This window comes from Roseospirillum parvum, assembly GCF_900100455.1.
Lineage (GTDB): Bacteria > Pseudomonadota > Alphaproteobacteria > Rhodospirillales > Rhodospirillaceae > Roseospirillum > Roseospirillum parvum.
This window is the reverse complement of sequence record NZ_FNCV01000003.1, coordinates 205,774-228,093: the sequence shown is the minus strand read 5'-3', so window position 1 is coordinate 228,093 and position 22,320 is coordinate 205,774. Positions and strand designations below refer to the sequence as shown.

Genomic DNA, 22,320 nt, shown 5'->3' with positions numbered 1-22,320 from the left:
CCTATCCGGCGCTTGGTGGCGGGGCGGCGGCAAGGCCGCCTTCGCGCACGGTGCGGGCCAGCCGGTCGAGCACCGCGTTGACCATGGCCGGCTCGGGACCGGCGTAGAAGGCCCGGGCCAGCTCCACGTACTCGGTGATGACCACCTTGGATGGCACCTCGGCGTGGGCCAGCAGTTCCCACACCCCGGCCTGGAGCAGGCAGAGCACGGTCAACTCCAGGCGGGCCAGGGTCCAGTCGCCGGTCAGGGCGCCGCCGATCAGGCGATCCAGGTCGTCGCGCCGCTCACAAACCCCGCGCACCAGCCGGATCAGCAGGGCGCTGTCCGGCTCGCCCAGGGAAACGTCGGTTTCGTCGCCGGTGTCCGGGTCCTCCTCGATGGAGGCGCCGCCCAGCCGCTCGTCGCCCAGGCGCTGGGGCAGGAACTGGAGCAGCACGTCATCGACGGCGGCCTCGCTGACGGCCAGCCCATACAGCGCCTGTACGGCGTTGAGGCGGGCCATGGAGCGCGGATCGGCCGGGGTTTCGGCCAGCGGCGTTGGAGGGGTGTCGGCGGTCATTCTTCTATCGAAACGAAAGGGTGGCGGGGCTTGGCGGCGCGGGATGGGAGGCGTTACAGGCCGACTTCCCGCTTCACCTCAAGCAGGCGCAGGCAGGCCTTGGCGGCCCGGCCGCCAACGTCATAGTCGCCGTCGACCCGGGCTCTCTCCTCGGCCTGCTGGCGGGTCTGGCAGGTCAGGATGCCGTTGCCCAGGGCCAGCGAGTACTGCACGGCCAGCGCCTGGACGCCGGAAATGGCCTCGCGGCAGACGTGCTCGTAGTGGTCGGTGGCGCCCTTGATGGCGCAGCCCAGAACCACGTAGCCGCTGTAGCGATAGTCGGTGGCGCGCAGTTCCATGGCCCGGATGGCATAGCGGATGACCGGCGGAATCTCCATGATTCCCGGCACGAAAACCCGCTTGTAGCCGACCCCGGCCTCGCTCAGGGCGTTCACCGCGCCGGCTGCCAGATGGTCGGAGATGTCCTCGTAGAAACGCGATTCAACGATCAGAACGCGGGGTCCGTTGGCCATGATGTGTCTTGCCCCTGATTGAGGTTGTCGCGCCGGGAGGAGGTCGCGGCGCGAACCAGCCGCCGCCCCGCCGCCCCGGCGGGTCGGTCAGGCCATCCGGCCGATGGGTCGCTGTTCGACCACGGTCAGGCCGTACCCCTCCAGGCCGATGATGTGCTTGGCGTGGTTGGTCAAGAGGATCATGTCCCGAACCCCGAGGTCCAGCAGGATTTGCGCCCCGACGCCATAGTCGATCAGTTTCGGCCCCTCGCCCTCGCCGGCCAGTTGGGCCCGGATGCGGTCGCTGAGCGCCGTCGGCGAGGGTTCGCGGATCAGCACCACGGCGCCCCGCCCGTGCTCGGCGATGGCCTGCATGGCGCCGCGCAGGTCGGTGCCACAGGGGCCATCGCCGTCGCAGGCACCCAGCACGTCGTCGAGCACGTTGACGGCATGCACGCGAACCATCGCCGGCCCCTCGGTGGGGTCGCCCTTGACCAGGGCGATGTGCTCGGCGTGCTGCACGGTGTTGGTGTAGATCATCATCCGCCAGTCGCCGCCGTGGGTCGAGCGGAAAGCGGTTTCCAGCTCCCGGCTGACCAGGGTCTCGGTGCGCCGGCGGTGGGCGATCAAATCGGCGATGGTGGCGATCTTCAGGCCATGGTGCTGGGCGAAGCGGACCAGATCCGGCATGCGGGCCATGGAGCCGTCGTCGTTCATGATCTCGCAGATCACCCCGGCCGGGTTGAGCCCGGCCATGCGGGCCACGTCGACCGCCGCCTCGGTGTGGCCGGCGCGGGCCAGCACGCCCCCTTCGCGGGCCATCAGCGGAAAGACATGGCCCGGGGTGGCCAGATCGCGGCGCTGTTTGTCCGGATCAATGGCCACGGCGATGGTGCGCGCCCGGTCCGAGGCGGAAATGCCGGTGGTCACCCCTTCCCGCGCCTCGATGCTGATGGTGAAGGCGGTGGACAGCCGCGACTGGTTGTGCTGCGGCATCAGCGGCAGCTCCAGCTCGTGGCAGCGCTTCGGGGTCAGGGCCAGACAGATCAGGCCGCGCCCGAAGCGGGCCATGAAGTTGATCGCCTCCGGGGTCGCCATCTGGGCCGGGATGACCAGATCCCCCTCGTTCTCCCGGTCCTCGTCATCAACCAGGATGAACATGCGGCCGTTGCGGGCGTCCTCGATGATCTCCTCGACCGAGGACAGATACTCGCCGAAGCCGGCGTGGGCGGCGACCTCGGCGGGAGAAGCCCGGGAAACGGAAAGCGGCTCGGCCATGGGGACGACAGTCTTTCGATGACGGATAACGGGGGCGAATAACGGGGCCGGATGACGGGGCGCGTTGGCTCAGCCGGCCTCGCGGCACTCCAGAAGGCGCGCAACATAGCGTGCCAGCATATCGATTTCCATATTCACCTGCGCCCCCACCTGAAGCCCGCCAAAGGTGGTGGCCTCAAGGGTGTGCGGGATGATGTTGATGCCAAAACGGGTGCCGTCGCCGTTGCCCTCGACCTCGTTGACGGTCAGCGACACGCCGTTCAGCGCCACCGAGCCCTTGGGCGCCACGAAAGGCGCCAGATCGGCCGGGACCTCGAAGGAAAAGCGCACCGATTCCCCGTCCGGCCGGCGGTCGACCACCCGGGCCAGACCATCGACGTGGCCGGAAACGATGTGCCCGCCCAACTCGTCGCCCATGGCCAGGGCACGCTCCAGGTTGACCCGGGTGCCGACCTGCCAGTGACCCAGGTTGGTCTTGGACAGGGTTTCGGCCGAGGCCTCGACGGCGTGCCAGTCGGGGCCGGTCTCGATCACCGTCAGGCAGCAGCCGTCATGGGCGATGGAAGCGCCGAGGGGAATCTCGGCGGTGGGGTAGGACGAGGCGATGGTGAAGCGGGTCTCGCCGTCGGTGCGGATCTCGCGCACGCTGCCGATGTCGGTGATGATGCCGGTGAACATAGGGATGGAAAGCCTTGTTTTTCTTGGAATGAAGGGCGTTGCCCCGGCTCAGGTGGGGCGCCGCGCCGGGCGGGTCAACAGGGTCGCCTCATCCTCGCCCAAGCGGCGCCGGGCGACAAGCCGAAAGCCGGGCGCGGCGGCCAGCCCGGCCGCCCCGGCCAGGCCCAGCGCGGCGACCGCCGGCCGGGCATCGCCGCCCAGCACCCGGGGGGCCCGGTAGATCATCAGATCATCGACCAGATCGTCGATCAGGAAGGCGGCGGCCAGCCGCCCCCCGCCCTCGACCAGCACACGGGTCAACCCGGCCCCGGCCAGGGCCGACAACAGGGCCGCCGGTGCCGGCGAGCCGCTGCCGTCCGGCGCCACCTCAAGCAGGCGCACCCCGGCCGCCTCCAGGTGGGCCCGGTGGGCCGGGTCGGCGGCCGGCGTGGTGACCACCCAGGTCGGCCCTTCCCGGGCGGTGCGCGCCAGACGGCTGTCCCTGGACAGGCGCAGGCGGCCATCGGCGACCACCCGCACCGGCCCCGGCTCGGCGGCGCCGGGCAGCCGGCAGGTCAGCGCCGGGTCGTCGGCCAGGGCGGTGCCGCTGCCGACCAGCACCGCGTCGTGGGTGGCCCGCAGGCGGTGGCCGTCGGCCCGTGCCTCGGGGCCGGTGATCCACTGGCTGGTGCCGTCGTGCAGGGCGATGCGGCCATCCAGCGAGGTGGCCAGCTTCAGGGTGACCAGCGGCCGGGCGGCCTGCAGGCGCAGGAAAAAGCCGCGATTGAGGTGCCATGCCTCCTCGGCCAGCAGGCCTTCGACCACCTCGATGCCGGCTTCCCTCAGGCGGGCCAGCCCGCGCCCACAGACCCGGGGATCGGGATCGGCGCAGGCAACCACCACCCGGGCCACCCCGGCGGCGATCAGGGCATCGGCGCAGGGCGGGGTCTTGCCGTGGTGGCTGCACGGCTCCAGGGTGACGTAGGCGGTGGCCCCCCGGGCCCGTTCGCCGGCCCGGGCCAGGGCCTCGGTCTCGGCGTGGGGGCGGCCGCCGGGCTGGGTCCAGCCGCGCCCGACCACCCGCCCGGCGGGGTCGACCAGCACACAGCCGACCGCCGGGTTGGGCGCCACCCGACCGAGCCCCCGGGCAGCCAGCCCGAGGGCGGCAACCATGTGGGCGCGGTCGGTTTCCGGGGTCATTCGAGGTTGGCGGGGGTTGTCGGGACGGAGAGCCTAGGGCTCGCCGTCGCCGCCCAGGGTTTCGACGAAGGTGCCGAAGTCCTGCACCTCGCGGAAGTTCTTGTAGACCGAGGCGAAGCGCACATAGGCCACCGGATCGAGCCCGTGCAGCACCTCCATGACCAGCTCGCCGATCATGGAGGACGGGATTTCGCTCTCACCCGAGCTTTCAAGACGGCGCTGTATACCATTGACAACATGCTCGATCCGCTCCGGCTCGATGGGCCGCTTGCGGCAGGCGATGGCAATCGAGCGGGTCAGCTTGTCGCGGTCGAAGGGCGAGCGTTTGCCGTTCTTCTTGACCACCACCAGATCACGCAACTGGACCCGTTCGAAGGTGGTGAAGCGGGACTGGCACTTCGGGCAATAACGCCGCCGACGGATGGCGGCGTTATCCTCGGTGGGACGGGAGTCCTTCACCTGGGTATCCTCGTGACCACAGAACGGACAGCGCATGCCCGGCTCCCTCCCCTTGCGCCCCGCCCCGGGGCCTCGTTACGGTGTCGGAATGAAGGTTCTCAAAGCCCCGGATAGATGGGGAAGCGGCGGCACAACTCGACCACCCGGCCGCGCACCGCCTGCTCCACGGCGCCGTTGCCATCCGGGCCGTTGGCGGCCAGACCGTCCAGCACCTCGACGATCATCCGTCCCACTTGCGCGAACTCGGCGGTGCCGAAGCCGCGCGTGGTGCCGGCCGGGGTGCCCAGCCGCACGCCGGAGGTCACCGTCGGCTTTTCCGGGTCGAAGGGAATGCCGTTCTTGTTGCAGGTCATGCCGGCCCGCTCCAGGCTTTCCTGGGCGATGTTGCCGGTCACCCCCTTGGGCCGCAGGTCGACCAGCATCAGGTGGGTGTCGGTGCCACCGGAGACGATGTCGAGCCCGCCCTCGACCAGGCTGGCGGCCAAAGCCGTGGCGTTGTCGGCCACCTGCCGGGCGTAGGTCTTGAAGTCGTCGGACAGAGCCTCGCCGAAAGCCACCGCCTTGGCGGCGATGATGTGCATCAGCGGGCCGCCCTGCAGGCCCGGGAAGACGGCCGAATTGATCTTCTTGCCGATGTCGGGGTGGTTGGACAGCACCATGCCGCCGCGCGGGCCGCGCAGGGTCTTGTGGGTGGTGGTGGTGACCACATGGGCATGGGGCAGCGGGCTGGGGTGGACCCCGGCGGCGACCAGCCCGGCGAAGTGGGCCATGTCGACCATCAGATAGGCGCCGACCCGGTCGGCGATCTCGCGGAAGGCGGCGAAGTCGATCACCCGGGGATAGGCCGAGCCGCCGCAGATGATCAGCTTCGGCTTGTGCTCCTCGGCAAGCCGGGCCACCTCGTCCATGTCGATGCGCGCATCCTCGCGCCGCACGCCGTACTGCACGGCGTTGAACCACTTGCCGGACAACGCCGGCGGGGCGCCGTGGGTCAGGTGGCCGCCGGCGGCCAGCGACATGCCCATCACGGTGTCGCCCGGCTTGACCAGAGCCAGCATGACGGCGCCGTTGGCCTGCGCCCCGGAGTGCGGCTGGACATTGGCGAAGGTGCAGTCGAACAGCTTGCAGGCCCGTTCGATGGCCAGCTTCTCGGCGATGTCCACCTCGTCGCAGCCGCCGTAGTAGCGCTTGCCGGGATAACCCTCGGCGTACTTGTTGGTGAGCACCGTGCCGGCTGCCTCGAGCACGGCGCGCGAGACGATGTTCTCCGAGGCGATCAGTTCGATCTGGTCCTGCTGGCGGGTCAGCTCCTGGCCCACGGCGGCGGCGATGGCGGGGTCACGGGTGGCGAGGTCGGCGGTGAAGAAGTCGTTCACGGAAAGGGTCCGATCCTAGAGGGATGAGGTTGTGGGGATGGGCAAGCGGCGGTTCGGGCGGCGCGCCCGGTTGTTGAGCTGGGTCGCTGGAATGGGGCGCTGAGCTCAGTCACCGAACTCAGTCACCGAACTCAAGCACTGAACTCAATCACTGAACATGGCGACGCGCCGGGTGTGCCGCCCCCCCTCAAAGGCGGTTTCAAGAAACACCTTCAGACAGTCGCGGGCGGTTTCCACGCCGGTGGTCCGGCCACCGAAGCAGATCACGTTGGCATCGTTGTGCTCGCGGCACAGGCGGGCCCCCAGGGCGTCGTGGATCAGCGCGGCGCGCACATGGCGGTGCCGGTTGGCGGCGATGCTGATGCCGATGCCGGTGCCACAGACCAGCACCCCGGCTTCGGCCCGACCCTCGGCCAGGGCCTCGGCCAGACGGTCGGCGAACACCGGATAGTCGACCGACTCCGGTCCCTCGGTGCCCAAGTCCAACACCTTCAAACCGCGCTCGCTGGCCCAGGCGGCCAGGGCGGCTTTCAACTCGACCCCGCCGTGGTCACCAGCCAGGGCCAGGGTCTGGGCGGGAAAGGGAGTGGGCGCGCTCATGGTCAAGGATCGCTCACGCTCGGTCGTTGTCCGCGGGGGGCCGCCACATGCGGCGGCAGGCGGTCACGGTGTTACCATATGTCGGGGCGCTTTGCCAATGGAGCACCCCACGGCCCACCCCGCCATCGGCTGCCCCGGTCGCGCCGCGCGCCATCCCAGAACGCAGCCAATGGGTGCATGCACAAAACACCCCAGTAGAAAGAACCGCCTTCGGTTGTGGCTGGCTGCCGGTTTCAATTGACCTTGCCAGCGGACCGTGCAATGAATGCTACACCCGCTGATAAGTGTATTTACCGATTGTCTCGGTTGTACACACCCATCAAAAATAATGGACACAGGAATGAGTAATACAATTTCCAATGCCGCCCACGACGACCACCCGCCAACCACCGGGCGGGCTGATCTGATCCGCCTGACCGGCACCCTGGTCGAAGCCTACCTGAGCCACAACCCGGTGCCCGGGGCCGAGATTCCCGGCCTGATCCGACAGGTTTTCAGCACCCTGAACGAGGTCCGTCAGGCCGCCGAGGCGCCGCCGCCCCAGCCGGCCGTACCCGTCAAGCGCTCGGTGACCGACGACTATCTGGTCTGTCTGGAGGACGGCAAGAAGCTGAAAATGCTGAAGCGTTACCTGCGCACCACCTATGGTCTGTCGCCCGACGAGTACCGGGCCAAGTGGGGGCTGCCGGCCGACTATCCCATGGTCGCTCCCAGCTACGCCCGCCAGCGGGCCGACTTCGCGCGCCGCATCGGTCTGGGCAAGGCCGGCAAGGGGTCCTCCGATCAGGGATAAAGCGATGGCGCGGCCGCCGCGAGGTCAACGCGTCGCGCCGCCCCCCTTTGCGCCACCGCGCTTCAACACATAGGCCAACTTGTTGGCGGCGACCCACTTCAGCGCCTCCCTGCCGCGCGTCGGGTCGCCGACGATCGACACCTCGGTGCCGGTTTCGGGGTCGATGGCCGACACCTTCACGTAGGCCCCCTGGTAGACGAACTCGAAGAGGACCTGCCGCCCGGTCGGCGAATACCCTGGGTGCCGGCTCATCGCCCGCCCGGTCAGCTCTCGCCATCCAGCATGCGGATGATGCCGGAGAAATCCTTGCCGCCCTGTCCGGCGTTGACGAACAGCGCATACAGCGATTCCGCCGAGGCGCCGAGCGGCGTCGCCGCGCCGGCCCGCGCCGCCGCCTCTTGCGCCAGCTTCAGATCCTTCAGCATCATCGCCGCCGAGAACCCGGGCTGATAGTCGCGGTTGGCCGGCGAGGTGGGCACCGGGCCGGGGACCGGGCAATAGGTGGTCAGCGACCAGCACTGGCCCGACGCCTTGCTGGAAATGTCGAACAGCGCCTGATCGGACAGCCCCAGCCGGCGGGCCAGGGTGAACGCCTCGCCCACCGCGATCATCGAGATGCCGAGGATCATGTTGTTGCAGATCTTGGCGGCCTGACCGTTGCCCGGGCCGCCGGCATGAACCACCGCCTTGCCCATCACCTCGAGCAAGGGGCGGGCCCGCTCCAGCGCCGCTTGCGGACCGCCGACCATGAAGGTCAGGGTGCCCGCCTCGGCCCCCCCGACACCGCCCGACACCGGCGCGTCGAGCATGGCGAAGCCGGCTGTCTCGGCCGCCTCGGCGACGGCGCGGGCGCTGTCCACGTCGATGGTCGAACAGTCGATGAACAGGGCGCCCGGCGCCGCCGCGCCGATCACCCCGCCCTCGCCGCTGTAGACCTCGCGCACATGTTGGCCGGCCGGCAGCATGCTCACCACCACCTCGGCGCCATGCACCGCCTCGGCCACGGTGGCGGCCATCGTGCCCCCCTGCCCGACCAGCCGGTCGCCGGCCTCGCGCGACAAGTCGAAGCCGCGCACCGCGTGGCCGGCCTTGAGCAGATTGGCGGCCATCGGCCCGCCCATGTTGCCGAGACCGATGAAGGCGATGGTGCTCATGACGGAACCCCTCCCAGATGTGTGTTCGGTGATTTGTATGGTTGGTGATTGGTCGGCCGGACCGCTTGCCGGCCCGGTTGCCGGTTCGCCTCAGCCGTTCAGTCGAAGGCCAGATCGCCTTCCGGCAAGGGGGCGAAGCAGCCATCCACGGCCGCCGCGTCGACCGTGTCGAGCCCGGCCGGCGACCACTCCGGGGTGGTGCCGCGCTCGATGATGGTGGCCCGGATGCCTTCCGGAAAGTCGTGTCCCTGACAGAAGCGCTGCGACAGCCGGTATTCGATCTGCATGGCGCGGTCGAAGTCCACGTGGCGGCCAACCTGCAACTGGCGGCAGGCCACCTTGAGGGCCATCGGCGACTTCTCGGCCAGGACGGCGTACTGCTCGGCCGCCCACACCGCGTCCTCATCCTTCAGGGCGTCGAGGATCTCCTCGACGCTGGCCTGCCCGAAGCAGCGGTCGATCATCTCCTGGCGCTCTTCCAGGGCCGAGTGGCCGGGGTCCTCGTGGTACATGTCGAGCACCGTGGTCATCGCCGAGTGATAGTCGCCGACGTCCGACAGATCGCGCTCCGCCTCGCCCAGGGCCTGCAACAGCGAGGGGATGGCGTGGCTCGGCACGTGGTGGGTGACCACCCCGGCATAGAGCGCGTCGGCGGCGTTGAGCCGCGCCCCGCTCAGGCCCAGGAAGGTGCCCAGCGCCCCCGGACAGCGGGGCAGGAAGTAGGTGCCGCCGACGTCGGGAAAGAAGCCGATGCCGGTCTCCGGCATGGCGAACACGGTGTTTTCGGTGGCCACCCGATAGGTGCCGTGCACCGAAACCCCGACCCCGCCGCCCATGGTGATGCCATCCATGATCGCCACGTAGGGCTTGGGATAGGTCTTGATGCGCCGGTTGAGGCGGTATTCCTCGGCAAAGAAGGCGGCCAGGAAGGCGCTGTCGCCGCCCCGGATGGCGTCGTGGATGGCCCGGATGTCGCCGCCGGCGCAGAACGCCTTGGTGCCCTCGCCGGTGATGGCCACCGCGTGCACCGCGTCGTCGGCCGCCCAGGCGTCCAGTTGCGGGGCGATCAGGCGGATCTTGGACAGGGTCAGGGCGTTCAGCGCCTTCGGTCGGTTGAGATGGATGCGCCCGACACCGTTGCTGACCGAGAATTCGACTTCCGCGTCACTCATTGACCGCCTTGTGCCTCCCATCTGGAGCCTGGGGGAATCCCGCCCCTGGTTGTACCATCGGCCCGGACGGCCGCGCCACCTCGCTTGGGGTGGTGGCCGACCCCACCCGGTCAGCCCGCCTCGAGCACCCGGCGGGCGACGATCAGGCGCATGATCTCGTTGGTGCCTTCCAGGATCTGGTGAACCCGAAGGTCGCGCAACAGCCGCTCGATGGGATATTCGCGCACATAGCCGTAGCCGCCGAACAGTTGCAGCGCGTCGTTGCAGACGGCAAAGCCGGTGTCGGTGGCCAGTCGCTTGGCCATGGCGCAGTACTGGGTGGCATCGGGGCTTTTGGCATCCAGCTTAAGGGCCGCCTTGTGCAACAGCAGGCGGGCCGCCTCCAGCTCGGTCACCATGTCGGCGATCTTGAACTGCAGGGCCTGGAAGGCGGCCAGCGGCTTGCCGAACTGCCTGCGCTCGCCCAGGTGGTCGCGCGCCGCATGCAGCGCCGTCCGCGCCCCGCCCAGCGAGCAGGCGCCGATGTTCAGGCGCCCGCCATCCAGCCCCATCATGGCGATCCTGAAGCCGTCCCCCTCCTCGCCCAGGCGGTTGGCCACCGGCACCCGGCAATCCTCGAAGATCACGGCGGCGGTGGGCTGGCTGTTCCAGCCCATCTTCTCCTCCTGGCGGCCGAACGACAGCCCCGGCGCGTCCTTGGGCACGACCAGGGTCGAGATGCCCTTGGGCCCGTCCTCGCCGGTGCGGCACATGACCACGTAGATGTCGCTGCGCCCGCCCCCCGAGATGAAGGCCTTGGAACCATTCAGCACGTAGTGGTCGCCATCGCGCACGGCCCGGGTCTTGAGGGCGGCGGCGTCCGATCCCGCGCCCGGCTCGGTCAGGCAATAGCTGGCGAAGTGCGCCATGGTGCACAGCGAAGGCAGAAAGGCCTGGCGTTGCTCCGGGTTGCCGAAGCGGTCGATCATCCAGGCGGCCATGTTGTGGATCGAGATGTAGGCCGCGGTGGAGGGGCAGGCGCTGGCCAGCTCCTCGAAGATCAAGGCCGCCTCGATGCGGCCCAGGCCGGTGCCGCCCACGTCCTCGCCCACATAGATGCCGGCGAAGCCCAGCTCGGCGGCGTGGCGCAGCACGTCCTCGGGGAAGATCTTCCCGGCATCCCAGCGAGCCGCCTCGGGAGCCATCTCGCCCTGGGCGAACTGGCTGGCCATGTCCTGGATCAGGCGCTGATCCTCGGTGAGTTCGAAATCCATCTCAGGGTGCCTTCGGATTGTGGAGAAGGCCGCCGGGCGGCCCTCGGTGACGGCGAGTTTAGCCGCCCGCCGAGCCGCTTGCCAAGCGTTGTATACAATTTCCCCGTGGTCCGTTCCAGGGCCGTCGGCCCGCCTTGTCGAGCCGGCGGCGCTTGGGTAAGGTGCCGACGGACCCCGGCGGGGCCCCCCTGTCACCTCGACCCCTCCAGCACGAAAGAGCCAAGGCCTTGGGCACCCACAGCAACTTCGCCGCCTTCCCCGGCCGTTATCCGGCCACCCGGCTGCGCCGCAACCGCCATGACGACTGGACCCGCCGCCTGGTCGCCGAGAACACCCTGACCGTGAACGACCTGATCTGGCCGGTGTTCGTGGTGGAGGGCACCGATCAGACCCAGGAGGTGGCCTCCATGCCCGGGGTCCGCCGCTTCAGCGTCGACCGGCTGAGCGAGGCGGTCGGCCGGGCCGTCGAGCTTGGCATTCCAGCCATTTCCCTGTTCCCCTCCATCGATCCGGCCCTGAAGACGCCTGACGGTCGCGAGGCCAGCAACCCCGACAACCTGGTCTGCCGGGCGGTGCGCGAGATCAAGGCGGCGCACCCGCAGATCGGCATCATGTGCGACGTGGCGCTCGACCCGTTCAACTCCGACGGCCACGACGGCGTGGTGGTCGATGGCTACGTGGCCAACGACCTGACGGTGGAAATGCTGATCCGCCAGGCGGTCAACCAGGCCCGGGCCGGCTGCGACCTGCTCGGCCCCTCGGACATGATGGACGGCCGCATCGGGGCCATCCGCCAGGGCCTGGACGAGGCCGGCTTCCAGCACGTGCGGCTGATCTCCTATGCCGCCAAGTACGCCTCGGCCTTCTACGGTCCGTTCCGTGACGCGATCGGCTCGGGCGGCGCGCTCAAGGGCGACAAGAAGACCTATCAGATGAACCCGGCCAACTCCGACGAGGCGCTGCGCGAATGCGCGCTGGACGTCGCCGAGGGAGCCGACATGCTGATGGTCAAGCCCGGCCTGCCCTATCTCGACATCATCCGGCGGGTGAAGGAAACCTTCGGCCTGCCCACCACCGCCTATCAGGTGAGCGGCGAATACGCCATGATCCGCGCCGCCGCCGACAACGGCTGGCTGGACGGCGAGGCCGCCGCCATGGAGTCGCTGATGGCCTTCAAGCGGGCCGGCGCCGACGCCGTGCTGACCTACTTCGCGCTGGACGTGGCGCAGCGCCTGAAGACCGGCTGAGCACGGCCGCTCAACGGGACCCAGCCTTGCCAGGAACAACGCCGCCCCGGGAGACTATCCCCGGGCGGCGGCCAGCCTGCTTTCCGGATCCACCGGGCGCGAGCCCTGGCGCAGCTCGAAATGAAGCTGCGGGGTGTCCACGTTGCCGCTCTGCCCGACCCGGGCGATGATCTCGCCGCGCTGCACCGTCGCCCCCTTGGCGACCAGCACCTGCCGGGCGTGGGCGTAGGCGCTCATCCACCCGTCGGCGTGCTTCAGCAGCACCAGATTGCCGAACCCTTTCAACTCGTTGCCGGCGTAGACCACGGTCGCGTTCTCGATCGCGCGGATCGGCGTGCCGGCCGGGGCGGCGATGTTGATGCCGTCGTTGAACAGCCCCCCCCCCACCGAGCCGAAGCGCGAGATCACCTCGCCGCCCTCGATGGGCCACAGGAAACGCCCGCCCTGGCGGGGTGGCGGCGGCGGCGGGGTGGCGGCGGCCACCGGATCGGAGGGGGCCGCGAAGGCGGGCTCGGCCGGTCTCTGGGCGGGGGGATTGTCCGGGGTGGTGGCGGGCGGCGGCAGGGAGGTGCTGGCCACCGGCTCGGGCGCGGCGGCCGCGCCGGCGACGCTGCCGGCGGCCCGGTCGGAGAGGATCAGGTCGCGGCCGACGCGGATCACGTAAGGCGGCGTGATGTCGTTCAGGCGGGCCAGGGCGTGCATCTCCACCCCGAAGTCGCGGGCGATGGCGAACAGGGTGTCGCCAGCCTGCACCCGGTAGAGCCGCAGCCGGGGCAGTTCCAGCCGCTGCCCCACCGTCAGCAGATAGGGCGGATCGAGGCGGTTGGCCTCGATCAGCGCCCGCGAGGGCACGTCATGGGCCCCGGCCAACCCATAAAGGGTGTCGCCGGGGCCGACCGTGACCGTGCCGCCACCGGAAAGCCGTGCGGTGCGCTGAAGGCTGGCGGCGCGGGCCGCCGGTGCCGCCACCTGGCCGGCCGAGGCGCCATCGTCGGCCGACCGGTAATAGGGCGTGCAGCCGGTCGCCAGCAGCAACGGCAGCAGGATCATCATCGGGCGCGGTGGTGGCAGGCGAAGCATCATGGAGGGGACTATACCACGCCCGGCGGACCTGCAAACCGGCCGGCGCACGGTGCGTCACGCGAGATTGTCCAGATTGGAGAGGGTTGATTCTTCCTGCGCCTAGACAGTCCAGACGGTTGCCGTGTCACACCACTGAAACATGGACAATTGATGCCGTCTTGGACACACAGTCGCATCGCATCGCTTCGTGGACATGGCGCAAGGAACGGAAAAACATGCACGTTTCCCTTTGACTGTCTATGAATTGTCTTGTACATTCGGCCCCGTTCCCGGCCGCGACCTTCCATTGCCCGGGCCGCCCGCCGACGGAGGCACGCCATGCCCCCCTCACCCGCAGGTTCCTTGGCCGCCACGGCCCACGCCGCACCATCCACGCCGGTTTCGGCACCTCCCGAGGTCAGCAGCAAGGACCTGATGGCGGCGACCGGCATCTCCCGCGCCACCCTCAACAACTATGTCGCCCTCGGCCTGCTGCCGCAGCCGGCTGTCAAGGTGCTGACCGGCAGCGGGCGAACCCGGCGCCTGGGCTTCTTCCCCAAGACCGCCATCGAGACCGTGCGGCGGGTCCAGGCGCTGAAAAGCCAGGGCCGCACCCTGGACAGCATCGTGCAGGAAGTGGCGCGGCCCGACGCCGGCCCACAAACGCCCCCTCCCGCTCCCGAGGTCGCCGCGCCGCCGCCCCCCGCCGCCGGCCCGGCCAAGCCACGGACGTCGCCCCCCGGCGCCGCCGGCTGGGGCGGGCTTGATCTGGATGCCATCGAACACCCGGCCTACATGATCAACAACCGGTTGGAATTGGAGTGGTGGAATCCGGCGGCCGAGCATCAACTGTTGCAGCGCCCGGCCAGCGACATGCCCTCGGACATCACCGAGCGTGGACTGTTCGGCCTGCTCGACCGGCGCTCCGACCTGCCCGGCGCCGAGGACTGGGAGGAACTGGTTCGCTTCCACCTGTCCTGCGCCAAGAGCCGGCTGCCGCAATCGATTGTCTACACCCTCTGCGCCCATCTGTCCAAGCGCAACGCCGGTTTGGTGTTCGAGGCCTATAACCGGGTCGGGGCGGCCAACCGCAGCGGGCTGGCCCACACCGACGTCAATCTGGCGGTGGCCGACGAGGAGCCGCGCTGGTTTCGCATCTATGCCGCCTTCTTCCGGGAAGGCATTTTTTTCGTCTACGTGCCGGCGCGCGATCCCAGCGACCAGTGGCTGGGCCTGCTGGGGCGCCGCGATCAGGTGATCCGCGAGCTGTTGCGCCGACGCCGCCCCTACCTGACCCCCTTGGCGGTGGTGGTGGCCGACCTCGAGGATTCGTCACGCATCTGCGTCGAGTTGCCGCCGGAAGAATATTTCGAGATGGTCAACGGCATCTGGCGGGCCATGGAGCCCTTGTTGCGCAAGTACCACGCCACCCACGGCAAGCATGTCGGCGATGGCATGTTGTACTATTTCTTCCCGCAGCCGGACAGCAACTACGTGGACAACGCCATCCGCTGCGCCCAGGAAATGCGCGAGGTGATCCGCAAGGTGGACATCTCCTGGCGGGCCCGCAAGAACTGGAACAACGATCTGGTGCTGAACATCGGGCTTGATGAAGGCCAGGAGTGGTTCGGCGCCTATCAGACGCCAACCCACCTGGAATTCGCCGCCCTTGGCGACACCATCAACCGCGCCTCCAGACTGTCCGACTTTGCCCAGGGCGGCGCCATCTGGTGCACCAAGAACCTCCTGAACAAACTGTCGCACGAGGAACGGCGCGAGATCCGCTTCGGCATCAATCGCCACCAGCAGGGCGAATCGACCCTGATCCCTGGCACCTTCGCCCGCCTCGGCAACCTGCTCGATCTGGACGACCCGCGCAATTTCAAGCTGCGCGACCTGTCCACCGTGGCGGTGACCGAGATCATGCTCAGTTAAAACATGCCATCAGAGTGTCCATTTAGACGGTCTATTTAATGCCTGCGGCCTCCCCTCCTCCCTCTCCCGCCGAAACCACCAGCGGGATCCACTTCGCCCTTGCCCTGGATGGCAAGGGGGGCGTGGCGCCAGGCCCGGCCGGCGGCAGGTCATGGATCCATCTGGACTGGCATGCCTGCACCGACTGGCTGTCCACCCAACCCGACCTGGACCCCCTGGTCGTCGCCGCCCTGATGGCCGACGACACCAGCCCGCGTTTCCACACTTTCGATGACGGCGCCATCCTCATCCTGCGCGGCGCCAATCACAACCCGGGCCAGGACCCGGACGACATGGTCTCGCTGCGGCTGTGGATGTCGCCCGAGCGGCTGATCTCGGTCAGCCTGCGCCGCGTGCTGGCGGTCGATCAGGTCCACGAGCGGCTGATCGGCGGACGCGGCCCCGCCGCCCCGGTCGAGGTGGCGCTGGCCCTGGCCGGCGCCCTGGCCGACAACCTGAAACCCGTGGTGCGCGCCATCTCCGAACGTCTGGAAGACCTGGAAGACAGCGCCCTGGACACCGCCCCCGCCCCCCTGCGCGGCGACCTGGTCGCCCTCAAGCGCCAGGTCATCTGGCTGCACCGCTTCGTCCGCCCGCAGGCCGAGGCCCTGGACGAGCTGGCCGCCGCCCCGCCCCCCTGGTTCCCCGGGACCGCGCCGGAACGGGCCATCGAGATCGCCCACGCCACCGAGCGACTGGCCGCCACCCTGGACACCCAGCGCGAACACAGCGGCCTGATCCTGGACCAGTTGCGCGACCGCCAGGCCGAGGCGGTGGCGACCAGCGGCCTGTGGCTGACCCGGCTGGCCGCCGTCTTCCTGCCACTCAATCTGCTGGCCGCCCTGTTCGGGGCCAACGTGGGGGGCATTCCGGGCGACGGCCACCCCCTCGGCTTCTGGCTGCTTGGCCTGGGCTGCCTGATCGTCGGCGGGCTGGCCGGCACGTGGTTCCTGGTCCGTCGCGGCGACGACTGAGCCTTCTTCCGCCAAAGGGGGGTTGGTCTCGCCGCCGCCAGCTTGTAGCATCGCCTCAAGTCGAGGCCGGCTGCCCGGTCAATCGCGCACCTTTTAGCCCAACGGCACCTTTTAGCCCAACGGCCCCTTTTAGCCCAACGGAAGGATCCCCCATGGCGACCAATGCGGAACTGGCGGCCAAACTGCTGCGCAGCGCGGCCACGTTCTTTCGCAGCATCGGCCAGGCCAACAATTCCCTGAGCGATCAAATGACCAACAACGCCGAAACCTTCGACCGCGTCGCCGAGATGGTGGAAAACGATCCGCTGGGCGAGAACCCGGTGGTGCTGGAAGGCGACGACCAGGCCGACAACGAGAACAATTGACCCCGTCCGGTTCCGGGGCGTTCCGCGCCCGGATGGACTCGTGGGCGTCCATGAACCGGTTTTGCGCAACGCCCTCAAATCATGGGTTTAGAGCGCAACCTCGCGGCCATGCGGCGGCCCCTGCCCCGACTGGCCGCGAGGTGCTCTGGCTCCAGGCCACCCCGGAGGCCCAGCCGATGGATGTGGATATCGTTTTCGACATCTGCTGCCCGTGGTGCTACGTCGGCTGCCGGCGCCTGGACCAGGCCCTGGCGCACCGCCCCGGCATCACGCCCCGGCGCGCCTGGCGGCCCTTCCTGCTCAACCCGGACATGCCCGCCGAGGGCATCTCGCGCCACGACTATCTGGCCCGCAAGTTCGGCAACCCGAGCCGCGTCGAACGCATGGAATCGGCGGTCAGCGCTGCGGCCCACGGCGCCGGCCTGGAGATCGATCTGGCGGCCATCGAGCGCACCCCCAATACCGTGCTGGCCCACCGGCTGATCCGCCTGGCCCCGGAGGGGGCGCCGCGCGATTCCCTGGTCGGGGCGCTGTTCACCGCCTACTTCGCCCGAGGGGTCGATCTGGGCGACCGCCAACGCCTGCTAAAGGTGGCCGAGGAGGTCGGGCTCGATCCCGCCCCCCTGGCCCAGGGGCTGGACGGCGAGGCCGAGTTGGCCCAGGTGTTCAGCGAAAACGCCCGGGCCCACCGCCTGGGGGTCAACGGCGTGCCCTGCTTCGTGTTCAACCAGGGGCTGGCCATCTCCGGGGCCCAGGAGCCGGAAGTCCTGGGCTGCCTGATCGACACCGCGCTTGAGGCGGAAACCGAGGCCACCCTCTCCCTGCGCCAGACCTGATCCTGGCACCCTTGTCCTTTTGCCCCAGGACCATCGCCAGGACCATCGCCACGACGGCTGTCTCGCCTACGGGGCTCAGTCGCGCTCGATCAGCTCCACCTTGTAGCCGTCCGGGTCCTCGAGGAAGGCAATCACGGTGCTGCCGTGTTTCATCGGACCGGGCGGCCGGGGGATCGAGACGCCGGCCTCGGCCAGCCGCTCGCACAGGCCGTAAATGTCCTGCACGGCGATGGCGATGTGCCCGTAGCCCTCGCCCAGCTCATAGGGCTTGTCCTGATCCCAGTTGTGGGTCAGTTCCAGCACCGTGTTGTCGGCTTCCTCGCCGTAGCCGACGAAGGCCAGGGTGAAGCGGCCGCCCGGATAGTCCTGGCGGCGCAGCAGGCGCATGCCCAGGTGGCGCTGGTAGAAATCCAGCGAGGCCTCGAGGTCGCGCACCCGCAGCATGGTGTGAAGAAGGCGGAAGCTCATGCGGTCTCCTTGGCGTTGATCAACTGAAGCACGGCGCGGGCGGCGCGTCGGCTGGGTGGAGCCCCCGCGCCGCCGAGGCGGGCCATCACCGCGTCGGCCCCCTGGCGTTGCGCCGCCAGCGCCGCCGGGTCGGCCAGCAGGGCCTCCAGGGCAGCGGCCAGACGGGGGCCGGTGCAGGCCTCCTGCAACAGTTCGGGCACCACCACCCGGCCCAGCAGGATGTTGATCAGATTGACCAACTCGGTCTGGCGCAGGCGCCGGTAAAGGAAGGCGCTGGGCGGCGACACCTTGTAGCCCACGATGTGCGGCAGCCCGGCGCGGGCCAACTCCAGGGCCACCGTGCCAGAGGCGGCGATGGCCGCGAACGATGCCGCGAACGCCCCGTGGCGAGCCTCGGCCCCGCTCACCACATGGACCGGCCACGGCCACGCCGCAACCCGCTGCTTCAGGGAATCAGCCACCGTGGCGACGGTGGGGATGACCACCTGAAGCCCCGGCCGACTGGCGGCCAGCCGTTCGGTGGCGGCGCGGAAGGGGTCCAGCAGGCGGCCCACCTCCATGCGCCGGCTGCCCGGCAGCAGACACAGCAACGGCGCCTCGAGGGGGATGCCATGGCTCTGGCGGAAGGCGGCGCCATCGCCCTGCCCGGCCCCGCCCTCGACCACCGGGTGGCCGACCTGGGTGACGGCCAACCCGTGCCGGGTGAAAGCCTCGGCCTCGTCGGGCAGCAGGGTCAGCAGATGGTCCACCCGCTGGGCCACGGTGGCCGCCCGCTTGGCCTTCCAGGCCCAGACCATGGGCGCCACGTAGTGCACCCGGGGGAACGGGACGTCGGCCAGCCGGCCGTGCAGGCGGCCGGTGAAGCCCCAGGAATCGATGGTCACCAGGGCCGCCGGACGGGCGGCGCGAGCCGCCGCCTCGACCCGCTTGAGATGGCGCAGGATGACCGGCGCCTTGGGCAACACCTCGAAAAAGCCCATCACGGCGAGATCGGCAAGATCGACCAGCGAGGTCAACCCCTCGGCCGCCATGGCCTCGCCGCCGACCCCGGCAAAGCGGACGTGGCCACCGGTTTCGGCCTTCAGCGCCGCCATCAGACGGGCCCCCAGGAAGTCGCCGGAGGGCTCGCCGGCGACCACGAAAATGAGTGGCGGCTCGGGGGGTGGGTTGGTCATGGTCGTTCCCAGCCAAGCAGGAACAGGCCGGCTGCCTCCGCCTCGGCGATCAGGCGGGGGCGCTCCAGGGCCAGGGCGCGGCCGGCCTCCACCGCCACCCCGGCCAGCCCGGCGCGGGCCGCCTGGGCCACCGTGTCGGGACCGATGGTCGGCAGGTCAACGCGGCTCTCCTGACCCGGCTTGGCCAGCTTGACCAGCACCCCGCCCCCGCCGGCCCGGCGCAGTCCGGCGCAACGTTCGAGCAGGGCGGCGGTCCCCTCGATGGCCTCGACGCCGAGCACCAGCCCCTGCTGGACGACGCAGGCCTGGCCCACGTCGAGCGGCCCCAGGGCATCGAGCACGGCGGCGGCGCGGGTGATGTCGGCGCTGTCCTGGGGGTCGGGCTTGCGGGTGGTCCAGACACCGGGCGGGGCCAGCAGGTCGGCCAGCACCTGGGCGGCGCCGACCACCTTGAAGCCACGCCCCTCGAACTCGGCGATCAGCACCCTGAGCAGGCCGTCATCGCCCAGCGCCTTCAACTTCAGGGCATGGCGGGCCAGGAAGCGCACCCCTTCCAGGTCGGGCCGCAGTTCGGCCAGACTGGGGCGGCGCACCGGGCCGGCCATCACCACCTCGCCAATACCGTCGGCCTTGAAACGGGCCAGCGCGGCGCCCAGCGCCCCCAGACGCAGACGCGCCACCGGCGAGCCCGGGTAGGCCGTCGGATCGGCCTGGCCTTCGAGGGCAATCACCGTGTGCGGCCGGCCCCGGGCGCGGCAGGCCTCGGCCAGTTGCACCGGCAGCACACCGCCGCCGGCGATGATGCCAAGGCCGACCTCGACCGCCTCAGGCGACATCTTCCGGGTAGGGCTGGCAGACGGCGCGCGAGGAATCGACGCGGATGAAGTCCACGATGTCGCGCACCGCCGTGTGGTCGGCGAACATCTTGGCCACGTCCTCCAGACGCTCCGCCAACGTGCCTTCCTGGGCGAACAGCATGCGGTAGGCGGCGCGCAGGGTGTGAATGTCGTCGCGCGAGAAGCCGCGCCGCTTGAGACCGACGATGTTGAGGCCCGACAGGCGGGCCCGGTTGCCGGTCACCGAGCCGTAGGGGATGACATCGTTCTCCACCCCCGACATGCCGCCGATCATGGCATGCTTGCCGATGCGCACGAACTGGTGCACGGCCGACAAGCCGCCGACGATGGCGAACTCGCCGACCTCCACATGCCCGGCCAGGGTGGCGTTGTTGACCAGGATGACATGGTCCGCCACCTGACAGTCGTGGGCCACGTGGGCGCCAACCATCAGCAGGCAGTGATCGCCGACCCGGGTCAGCATGCCGCCGCCCTCGGTGCCCGGGTTGATGGTGACATGCTCGCGGATGGTGGTGTGCGCCCCGATTTCCAGGCGCGAGTCCTCGCCCCGGTACTTCAGGTCCTGGGGCGCGTGGCCGATCGAGGCGAACGGGTAGACGTGGCAGCCCGGACCGATCGAGGTGCGGCCCTCGACCACCACGTGCGACATCAGGCGCACCCCGGCGGCCAGACGGACCTCGGGGCCAACCACGCAATAGGGACCGACGGTCACATCCGGGGCCAGCTCGGCCGCCGGGTCGACCAGGGCGGTGGCATGAATGTCGGGCATCAGTTGTCGAGGATCATGGCGGCGTAGGTGGCCTCGGCAACCAGGGTGTCGCCGACCTTGCCCTCGGCGGAGAACTTCCACACCGAGCCGCGCGAGCGTTCCTTCTTGACGTGCAGCTCAAGCCGGTCGCCCGGCTCCACCGGCTTGCGGAAGCGGGCGCTGTCGACGCTCATGAAATAGACCAGCTTGCCCTCGGCGTCCGGGCCCAGGGTCTCGACCACCAGCACGGCGGCGGTCTGGGCCATGGCTTCGACGATCAGCACGCCGGGCATCACCGGGCGCTGCGGAAAGTGGCCCTGGAAGAACGGCTCGTTGGCGCTGACGTTCTTGATGCCCACGGCCGAGGCCCCCGGCATCACGTCGATCACCCGATCAACCATCAGGATCGGGTAGCGGTGCGGGATCATCTGCATGATCCGGTTGATGTCGATGACCTTGTTGACCGCCTCGGTCGCTGCGTCCATTGCCTTAGAACCCCGATCCTGCGCGGCCGGCGGGCTCCCATCGGCCCACGCGACCCTCCACCATCGCCCCCCCGCCCCGCTTCACGGCGTGGGGGACGCCCTTCAGGTGCTGTCCCGGGAGCCCCGGGCCAGCCGTTTCAGCACCGCGATCTGGCGCCACATTTCTTTCAGGGGCTGGGCGGGGAAACCGCCCACCCGCACCCCGGGAGGGATGTCCGCCATCACGCCCGATTGCGCCGCGACCTGGGCCCCGGCGCCGATGGAAAGATGCCCGGCCACCCCCACCTGTCCCCCCAGCACGGCAAAGTCGCCGACCCGGGTGCTGCCAGAAAGGCCCACCTGGGCGACCACCACGCAGCCGCGCCCGAGGCTTACGTTGTGCCCGATCTGGACCAGATTATCAATCCTGCACCCCGGACCGATCACCGTGTCGGGGCCGCTGCCCCGGTCGATGGTGGTGTTGGCGCCGATCTCCACGTCGTCGCCGACCAGCACCCGGCCGAGCTGGGGCACCGCCAGGTGTCCCTCGGCCGACATGGCGAAGCCGAAGCCGTCCTGGCCAATGCGCACGCCCGGATGCAGCACCACCTTGTCGCCCAGCCGGCAGGCCATCAGGGTGACCTGCGGCCCGATGCGGCAGGCGGCGCCGATGACAACGCCCCGGGCGATCACCGTCCCGGCGCCGATGCGGCTGTGCGGGCCGATCTCCACCTCGGGACCGATCACCGCCAGCGGGCCGACCTCGACCCCCTCGCCCAGGCGGGCCGTGGGATCGACCACCGCCGAGGCATCGACCCCGGGGTGCGGCGCGGGCGGCGGGAACAGGGCCGCCGCCATGCGGGCATAGGCGCGGTAGGGATCGGCGGCGACCAGCCCCACGCAGCCTTGCGGAAGGCGCTCCGCCTCCTCGGCCTTGAGCACCACGGCGCCGGCCCGGGTGGTGGCCAGGGCGGCGCGGTACTTGGCATTGTCGAGGAACGACAGGTCATCCGGACCGGCCTGATCGAGCGGCGCCACCGAGCCGAACCGGCGCTCGGCCACCTCGGCCGGCGGCGCCTCGCAGCCGGCCAGCGCGGCCAGTTCGCCCAGGCTCAGCGGCGGGCCGGGAGGGAAAAACCGGGGATCGGGCATCGGCGG

General features: G+C 69.8%; 25 protein-coding genes. 6 read left to right on the top strand and 19 right to left on the bottom strand.

Annotated elements, in window-relative coordinates; all coding sequences use genetic code 11:
* Position 1 precedes the first annotated feature (1 nt).
* The 8 genes from nusB to rpiB form a co-directional block, all read right to left on the bottom strand.
* The gene (gene nusB / locus BLR95_RS06170) at positions 2-559 is read right to left on the bottom strand and encodes a transcription antitermination factor NusB (protein ID WP_092617004.1); all 558 of its coding nucleotides are present in this window, start codon (positions 557-559) and stop codon (positions 2-4) included.
* 53 nt (positions 560-612) lie between these two features.
* Positions 613-1,071, bottom strand: a complete 459-nt coding sequence (locus tag BLR95_RS06165; RefSeq protein ID WP_092617001.1) for a 6,7-dimethyl-8-ribityllumazine synthase — start codon at positions 1,069-1,071, stop codon at positions 613-615.
* Positions 1,072-1,158: 87 nt separating this feature from the next.
* On the bottom strand, positions 1,159-2,328 hold the full coding sequence (ribB, locus tag BLR95_RS06160) for a 3,4-dihydroxy-2-butanone-4-phosphate synthase (protein WP_092616998.1): 1,170 nt from the start codon (positions 2,326-2,328) through the stop codon (positions 1,159-1,161).
* 69 nt (positions 2,329-2,397) lie between these two features.
* A complete protein-coding gene (locus BLR95_RS06155; protein ID WP_092616995.1) occupies positions 2,398-3,006 on the bottom strand; it encodes a riboflavin synthase in 609 nt (202 codons plus the stop codon).
* Between the two features lie 48 nt (positions 3,007-3,054).
* Positions 3,055-4,185, bottom strand: coding sequence for a bifunctional diaminohydroxyphosphoribosylaminopyrimidine deaminase/5-amino-6-(5-phosphoribosylamino)uracil reductase RibD (gene ribD, locus BLR95_RS06150; RefSeq protein ID WP_176787668.1), 1,131 nt, complete (start codon positions 4,183-4,185; stop codon positions 3,055-3,057).
* Between the two features lie 33 nt (positions 4,186-4,218).
* The gene (gene nrdR / locus BLR95_RS06145) at positions 4,219-4,680 is read right to left on the bottom strand and encodes a transcriptional regulator NrdR (RefSeq protein WP_092616992.1); all 462 of its coding nucleotides are present in this window, start codon (positions 4,678-4,680) and stop codon (positions 4,219-4,221) included.
* A 62-nt stretch (positions 4,681-4,742) separates the two neighbouring features.
* Entirely contained in the window at positions 4,743-6,020 is a 1,278-nt protein-coding gene (gene glyA / locus BLR95_RS06140) for a serine hydroxymethyltransferase (RefSeq protein WP_092616990.1), read from the bottom strand.
* A gap of 144 nt (positions 6,021-6,164) precedes the next feature.
* Complete coding sequence (gene rpiB / locus BLR95_RS06135; protein ID WP_092616987.1) at positions 6,165-6,620, bottom strand: ribose 5-phosphate isomerase B; 456 nt, start codon at positions 6,618-6,620, stop codon at positions 6,165-6,167.
* A gap of 340 nt (positions 6,621-6,960) precedes the next feature.
* Between rpiB and BLR95_RS06130 the strand changes: the two genes are divergently transcribed.
* Positions 6,961-7,413, top strand: coding sequence for a Ros/MucR family transcriptional regulator (locus tag BLR95_RS06130; RefSeq protein WP_092616984.1), 453 nt, complete (start codon positions 6,961-6,963; stop codon positions 7,411-7,413).
* A 24-nt stretch (positions 7,414-7,437) separates the two neighbouring features.
* On the opposite strand, the gene BLR95_RS06125 is transcribed toward BLR95_RS06130, so the two are convergent.
* From BLR95_RS06125 to BLR95_RS06110, 4 genes are all read right to left on the bottom strand, one after another.
* Positions 7,438-7,665, bottom strand: coding sequence for a DUF6898 family protein (locus tag BLR95_RS06125; RefSeq protein ID WP_092616981.1), 228 nt, complete (start codon positions 7,663-7,665; stop codon positions 7,438-7,440).
* Between the two features lie 11 nt (positions 7,666-7,676).
* Positions 7,677-8,567, bottom strand: a complete 891-nt coding sequence (gene mmsB, locus BLR95_RS06120; protein WP_092616979.1) for a 3-hydroxyisobutyrate dehydrogenase — start codon at positions 8,565-8,567, stop codon at positions 7,677-7,679.
* Positions 8,568-8,665: 98 nt separating this feature from the next.
* Positions 8,666-9,739: an enoyl-CoA hydratase/isomerase family protein gene (locus BLR95_RS06115; protein WP_092616976.1), complete on the bottom strand. Its 1,074-nt coding sequence runs from the start codon at positions 9,737-9,739 to the stop codon at positions 8,666-8,668.
* 110 nt (positions 9,740-9,849) lie between these two features.
* On the bottom strand, positions 9,850-10,992 hold the full coding sequence (locus BLR95_RS06110) for an acyl-CoA dehydrogenase family protein (protein WP_092616973.1): 1,143 nt from the start codon (positions 10,990-10,992) through the stop codon (positions 9,850-9,852).
* A gap of 227 nt (positions 10,993-11,219) precedes the next feature.
* Between BLR95_RS06110 and hemB the strand changes: the two genes are divergently transcribed.
* Complete coding sequence (gene hemB / locus BLR95_RS06105) at positions 11,220-12,239, top strand: porphobilinogen synthase (RefSeq protein WP_245689306.1); 1,020 nt, start codon at positions 11,220-11,222, stop codon at positions 12,237-12,239.
* Between the two features lie 54 nt (positions 12,240-12,293).
* Here hemB and BLR95_RS06100 read toward each other — a convergent pair whose 3' ends face one another.
* Positions 12,294-13,322, bottom strand: a complete 1,029-nt coding sequence (locus tag BLR95_RS06100) for a M23 family metallopeptidase (RefSeq protein WP_245689304.1) — start codon at positions 13,320-13,322, stop codon at positions 12,294-12,296.
* Positions 13,323-13,640: 318 nt separating this feature from the next.
* Here BLR95_RS06100 and BLR95_RS06095 point away from each other — a divergent pair, with 318 nt between their 5' ends.
* The 4 genes from BLR95_RS06095 to BLR95_RS06080 all read left to right on the top strand — a co-directional run bounded on the left by BLR95_RS06095 (position 13,641) and on the right by BLR95_RS06080 (position 17,450).
* Complete coding sequence (locus tag BLR95_RS06095; RefSeq protein WP_092616971.1) at positions 13,641-15,236, top strand: adenylate/guanylate cyclase domain-containing protein; 1,596 nt, start codon at positions 13,641-13,643, stop codon at positions 15,234-15,236.
* Positions 15,237-15,274: 38 nt separating this feature from the next.
* On the top strand, positions 15,275-16,249 hold the full coding sequence (locus tag BLR95_RS06090; RefSeq protein WP_092616968.1) for a CorA family divalent cation transporter: 975 nt from the start codon (positions 15,275-15,277) through the stop codon (positions 16,247-16,249).
* Positions 16,250-16,401: 152 nt separating this feature from the next.
* Positions 16,402-16,614, top strand: coding sequence for a hypothetical protein (locus BLR95_RS06085; RefSeq protein ID WP_092616965.1), 213 nt, complete (start codon positions 16,402-16,404; stop codon positions 16,612-16,614).
* Positions 16,615-16,790: 176 nt separating this feature from the next.
* Positions 16,791-17,450 (top strand): DsbA family oxidoreductase, encoded by a 660-nt coding sequence (locus BLR95_RS06080; RefSeq protein WP_092616962.1) that lies wholly within the window; start codon positions 16,791-16,793, stop codon positions 17,448-17,450.
* A gap of 75 nt (positions 17,451-17,525) precedes the next feature.
* Here BLR95_RS06080 and gloA read toward each other — a convergent pair whose 3' ends face one another.
* From gloA to lpxD, 6 genes are all read right to left on the bottom strand, one after another.
* The gene (gloA, locus tag BLR95_RS06075) at positions 17,526-17,918 is read right to left on the bottom strand and encodes a lactoylglutathione lyase (RefSeq protein WP_092616959.1); all 393 of its coding nucleotides are present in this window, start codon (positions 17,916-17,918) and stop codon (positions 17,526-17,528) included.
* On the bottom strand, positions 17,915-19,093 hold the full coding sequence (gene lpxB, locus BLR95_RS06070; protein ID WP_092616957.1) for a lipid-A-disaccharide synthase: 1,179 nt from the start codon (positions 19,091-19,093) through the stop codon (positions 17,915-17,917). The genes gloA and lpxB overlap by 4 nt, the downstream gene beginning before the upstream one ends.
* Positions 19,090-19,929 (bottom strand): LpxI family protein, encoded by an 840-nt coding sequence (locus BLR95_RS06065; RefSeq protein WP_092616954.1) that lies wholly within the window; start codon positions 19,927-19,929, stop codon positions 19,090-19,092. The genes lpxB and BLR95_RS06065 overlap by 4 nt, the downstream gene beginning before the upstream one ends.
* The gene (gene lpxA / locus BLR95_RS06060; protein ID WP_092616951.1) at positions 19,919-20,719 is read right to left on the bottom strand and encodes an acyl-ACP--UDP-N-acetylglucosamine O-acyltransferase; all 801 of its coding nucleotides are present in this window, start codon (positions 20,717-20,719) and stop codon (positions 19,919-19,921) included. Before lpxA ends, BLR95_RS06065 begins: the two co-directional genes overlap by 11 nt.
* Positions 20,719-21,183: a 3-hydroxyacyl-ACP dehydratase FabZ gene (fabZ, locus tag BLR95_RS06055; protein WP_092616948.1), complete on the bottom strand. Its 465-nt coding sequence runs from the start codon at positions 21,181-21,183 to the stop codon at positions 20,719-20,721. Before fabZ ends, lpxA begins: the two co-directional genes overlap by 1 nt.
* 102 nt (positions 21,184-21,285) lie before the next feature.
* Positions 21,286-22,314 (bottom strand): UDP-3-O-(3-hydroxymyristoyl)glucosamine N-acyltransferase, encoded by a 1,029-nt coding sequence (gene lpxD / locus BLR95_RS06050; protein ID WP_092616945.1) that lies wholly within the window; start codon positions 22,312-22,314, stop codon positions 21,286-21,288.
* Positions 22,315-22,320: the final 6 nt, after the last annotated feature.